3 protein-coding genes and 1 pseudogene are annotated in these 4,407 nt (G+C 65.1%); 3 read left to right on the top strand and 1 reads right to left on the bottom strand.

The window, feature by feature from the left end:
- Positions 1–552 (bottom strand): annotated as a pseudogene (locus EOA36_RS28790) (glucan 1,4-alpha-glucosidase); the annotation flags it as partial.
- Between the two features lie 210 nt (positions 553–762).
- On the opposite strand from EOA36_RS28790, the gene EOA36_RS28785 reads away from it, so the two are divergent.
- The 3 genes from EOA36_RS28785 to EOA36_RS28775 are packed head-to-tail and all read left to right on the top strand — an operon-like array spanning position 763 to position 4,328.
- Positions 763–1,776, top strand: coding sequence for an ABC transporter substrate-binding protein (locus tag EOA36_RS28785; RefSeq protein ID WP_127280402.1), 1,014 nt, complete (start codon positions 763–765; stop codon positions 1,774–1,776).
- 49 nt (positions 1,777–1,825) lie between these two features.
- The gene (locus tag EOA36_RS28780) at positions 1,826–3,346 is read left to right on the top strand and encodes a sugar ABC transporter ATP-binding protein (protein WP_245464501.1); all 1,521 of its coding nucleotides are present in this window, start codon (positions 1,826–1,828) and stop codon (positions 3,344–3,346) included.
- Position 3,347: 1 nt separating this feature from the next.
- Entirely contained in the window at positions 3,348–4,328 is a 981-nt protein-coding gene (locus EOA36_RS28775; RefSeq protein ID WP_127280401.1) for an ABC transporter permease, read from the top strand.
- The last annotated feature ends 79 nt before the right edge of the window (positions 4,329–4,407 follow it).

Genomic DNA, 4,407 nt, shown 5'->3' with positions numbered 1-4,407 from the left:
GTCCCGCCAGGGCAGCGACGAGGCCAGCGCCAGGCAGGTGCCGCGCCCCGAGGCAAACAGGACAGGCTTTCCCCGGTGCTCGCCGACCCAGGCGGTGTTGCCCATGCCGGCATTGACCAGATGCGGCGCCAGAAGCGCGTAGACGCGGTAGTCGGCCGCGGAGCCCTTGAGCGGGCTGAAGGTGATCTCCTGCAGCAACGTCGGACGAGCCGGATCGGCCACGATGCGCTTCTCGATCCGGTAGGCGCCGTCATCAGCCGTGTTGACCAGCCTGTAGGCGGGCACGCCATCTCCGAACGGCTCGATGCCGTGCGCGGCATCGCGCTTCTCCTCGGAGAAATATCCATCCTTGCCGGTGACGATCAGGCCGAGGTCGCGCGTGCAGGCGCTGTCGACGCGCGGATAATACACTTCGTTCAGGATGCCGTGGCTGATGGTGAACCAGACGCGACTGGACGGCGAAAGCGCCACGCCGACGCCGCTCTTGGCGCTAGAGGTCCAGCGCGCGGGAATTCCCGGTGCGCCCGTCGGCACAATCGGCGTCACTGCCATGCTTGTTCGGTCTCCTGGCCCGCATGCCTAGCCATCAACCGAAACCATTTCAATCAGCGCACTGCAAGTTGATCGCCGGCGCGCATCGGATTGCAGTTGACAGCTCGGCGGCCTTCTGCACTTTTGTCTGACAATAGATAAAAAACAGGATCGCAATCGCGAAAATTCATCGACAGCCAACTGATCAACAACTCTCGGGAGGAGTATCCTATGAAGAAATTATTGGTTCTCGGCACGCTTGCGGCGGTGCTCGCAGCCGGTACGGCTTTCGCCGACACCAGCGGCAAGAAGATCGCGTTCTCCAACAATTACGCCGGCAATTCGTGGCGCCAGGCCATGCTCGACAGCTATGGCATCGTCACCAAGAAGGCGGTCGACGACAAGATCGTCGGCGCGGCCGATGTCTTCACCACCGCCGACAAGGAGGTGCCGACGCAGGCCGCCCAGGTGCAGAACCTGATCCTGCAGGGCTATGACGCCATCGTCATCAACGCCGCTTCGCCGGACGCGCTCAACGGCGCCATCAAGCAGGCCTGCGACGCCGGCATCACCGTCGTTTCCTTCGACGGCACGGTGACCGAGCCATGTGCCTACCGCGTCGTCGTCGACTTCAAGGACATGGGCAAGCAGGAAGTCGAGCAGATGGCGAAGTTCCAGCCCAAGGGCGGCAATCTGCTTGAAATCCGCGGGCTGGCCGGCACCTCGATCGACGACGCCATCCATGCCGGTATCCTGGAAGGGGTCGCTGCCCATCCCGAATTCAAGATCGTCGGTTCGGTGACCGGCGACTGGGACCAGACCACGGCGCAGAAGGCGGTCGCGACCATCCTGCCGTCGCTGCCCGACATCGTCGGCATCGTCGACCAGGGCGGCGACGGTTATGGCGCCGCGCAAGCCTTCGCCGCCGCCAACAAGCCGCGCCCGACCATCATCATGGGCAACCGGCAGGACGAGCTGAAGTGGTGGAAGGAACAGAAGGAGAAGGACGGCTACAAGACCTGGTCGGCGTCGATCGCGCCCGGCGTGTCGACGCTCGCCTTCTGGGTGGCGCAGCAGGTGCTCGATGGCCGCAAGGACATTCCGCACGATTTGCTGGTGCCGTATCTCGCCTTCACCCAGGACGATTTCGAGGCGGCCCTGCCTAAGATCAAGGAGGGTGGCGTCGCCACTCACGAATACACCCAGGAAGATGCCATCGCGGCCATCAAAGCCAACATCAAGTGAAAGCCGCATCCGCGTTGCCTAGCGCATCACTGAACGGATATCGTTGAGCATGGCTGCAGGCAACACGGGCATCATCAGGCTGGGCGGCGCCGAAAAACAGTTCGGCGCCGCCACTCTTGACGTCGTCAGACTTGACGGTGCCGAAAAGCATTTCGGCGCCGTCAGAGCGCTGGGCGGGGTGGATTTCCATGTCGGACCCGGCGAATGCGTCGGCCTCGTCGGCCATAATGGCGCCGGCAAATCGACGCTGATGCACATGGTGGCCGGCACCTTGACGCCCGACAGCGGCACCATCGGCGTGCATGGCGGCATCGAGGAGAACTACTCGGTTTCGCGGGCGCAGCAGCTCGGCATACGCTGCGTGTTCCAGGAGCTGTCGCTGTGTCCCAATCTCAGCGTCGCCGAAAACACCCGCATCAACCATGCCTCGCTGTCCGGCTTCGGCTGGCGGCGCAAGGCGGCCGAGCTGATCGCCGCCAAGCTCGACGAGATATTCCCGGACCATGGCATCTCGGCCTGGGACATTGTCGGCGATCTTTCGATCGGCCGGCGGCAGATGGTCGAGGTGGCGCGCGCCTTCACGGTGACACAGGACCGGCTGGACCTGGTCATCCTCGACGAGCCGACCTCCTCGCTCGACGCGCACACTGCAGGCCAGCTGCTGGCTTTCGTGCGCCGCTTCGTCGCCGGCGGGAAAAGCTGCATCCTGATCTCGCACGTGCTGGGCGAGGTGTTGCGCAACGCCGACCGGATCGTGGTGATGCGCGACGGCAAGATGGTGGCGTCGGACGCGGCTGGCGCCTTCGACCGCGACCGGCTGGTGACGGTGATGGGCGGGGCTGAGGCGCGCCAGAAGACCGCCGCGCAGGCCGCTGCCGCAAAGCCAGGCGCCAGCCCGCTGCGCGTCCGGGCGCGGCCCGCCGGGCAGACTGACGGCAAGGAGCTTGTCGCCCGTGCCGGCGAGATCATCGGCCTTGCCGGGCTGGCCGGTCACGGACAGACCGACTTGCTGCTGCGGATCTTTGGTGCCACCGCACGCGCCAAAGCCGGCATCGAGGTCACGGCGCCGGTGGCGCTGGTGGCGGGCGACCGCCAGTCGGACGGCATTTTCCCGCAATGGTCGATTGCGCAGAATATCGGCATCCGCTCGCTGGCGCGTCTGCGCAACGGCTTGCTGATCTCGCCGCGACGCGAGGCGGAACTCGCCGATGCCTGGAAGAAGAAGATCGGCATCCGCACGCCCGACATGGACAACAACATCTTTTCACTGTCGGGCGGCAACCAGCAGAAGGCCCTGTTTGCCCGCGCACTGGGCTCCGATGCCGAAATCGTGCTGATGGACGATCCGATGCGCGGCGTCGACATCGGCACCAAGCTGGAGGTCTACGACCTCGTGCGCGAGGAGGCTGGCCGCGGACGCACCTTCCTCTGGTACACGACCGAAACCGAAGAGCTCGACAATTGCGATCACATCTATGTCTTCAAGAACGGCCGCATCGTCGCCAATTTGACGCGCGACGAGCTGACCGAAGAGAAGATCATCCAGTCCTCCTTCGGCGACGCGGCCTGAGATGACGGCGACGCCAATCGACAATGGCTTCAAGGGATCGGCGGCGCGCAACGCGGCGGCGCGGGCGCGGCTGTTGCGCGGCCTGCTGCCGGCGCTGTCGCTGGCGTTGGTGTTGCTTGCGATCGCTTGGCTCAACCCGCGCGCCATCAGCTATTTCGGCTTCAGCCTGATGCTGAACCTGGCTATCCCGATCGCGCTGGCGACGATCGCGCAGATGTTCGTGATAGCCGGCAACGAGCTTGATCTCTCGATCGGCACCTTTGTCGGTTTTGTCGGCTGCGTCACGGCGACATGGCTGAAGGACGCGCCGCTCATCGGCGTCCTCATCCTCGCCGGGTCGATCGGCATCTATGCGCTGCTCGGCGCGCTGATCCATCTGCGCAACCTGCCTTCCATCGTGGTGACGCTGGGCATGAGTTTCGTCTGGCAGGGCCTGGCCATCCTCGTCCTGCCAAAGCCCGGCGGTAAGGCGCCGGACTGGCTGCTGGCGATCATGTCGTTCAAGCCGCTCTTCATTCCGTTCCCGATCATCGCCGCGCTGCTGATCGCGGCGGTGGTGCATTTCGGCCTGATGCGCACCTCCTACGGCGTGATCCTGCGCGGCTCCGGCGGCAATCCGGCAGCACTGCGGCGCGCCGGCTGGTCGCTGCTCAAGACCAAGATCGTGCTGTTTGCGCTGGCCGGCCTGTTCGGCGTGCTGTCGGGCATGGCGCTGATCGGCATCACCACCTCGGCGGATGCCAATATCGGCAATGGCTACACGCTGCTGGCCATCGCCGGCGTCATCCTCGGCGGCGGCGAGTTCGTCGGCGGCCGGGTCTCGCCGATCGGCGCCGTCATCGGCGCGCTGACGCTGGCGCTGGCCGCCTCGCCGCTGCTCACCTTCATGCACATTCCGCCCGACTGGCAGGTGGCCGCCAACGGCGCCATCCTGATCATCGTGCTGGCGGCGCGGGTGCTGATCAGCCGCAGGGAAAGGTGAGCGATGGCTTCGCTGAAAACGCTGCTCACAAAACCCTGGATCTGGTCGTTTGCCGGTGCGCTGCTGGTGTGGCTGGCGA

The sequence above is a fragment of the Mesorhizobium sp. M8A.F.Ca.ET.021.01.1.1 genome, from assembly GCF_003998025.1.
Taxonomy (GTDB): Bacteria; Pseudomonadota; Alphaproteobacteria; order Rhizobiales; family Rhizobiaceae; genus Mesorhizobium.
The sequence above is the reverse complement of the archived record's forward strand: the minus strand, read 5'-3'. Positions and strand labels throughout refer to the sequence as shown.

Excerpts from the sequence above, each read along its gene's own strand:
- EOA36_RS28775 (WP_127280401.1), top strand. The coding sequence starts at position 3,348 with ATGACGGCGACGCCAATCGACAATGGCTTCAAGGGATCGGCGGCGCGC.
- EOA36_RS28780 (WP_245464501.1), top strand. The coding sequence starts at position 1,826 with ATGGCTGCAGGCAACACGGGCATCATCAGGCTGGGCGGCGCCGAAAAA.
- EOA36_RS28785 (WP_127280402.1), top strand. The coding sequence starts at position 763 with ATGAAGAAATTATTGGTTCTCGGCACGCTTGCGGCGGTGCTCGCAGCC.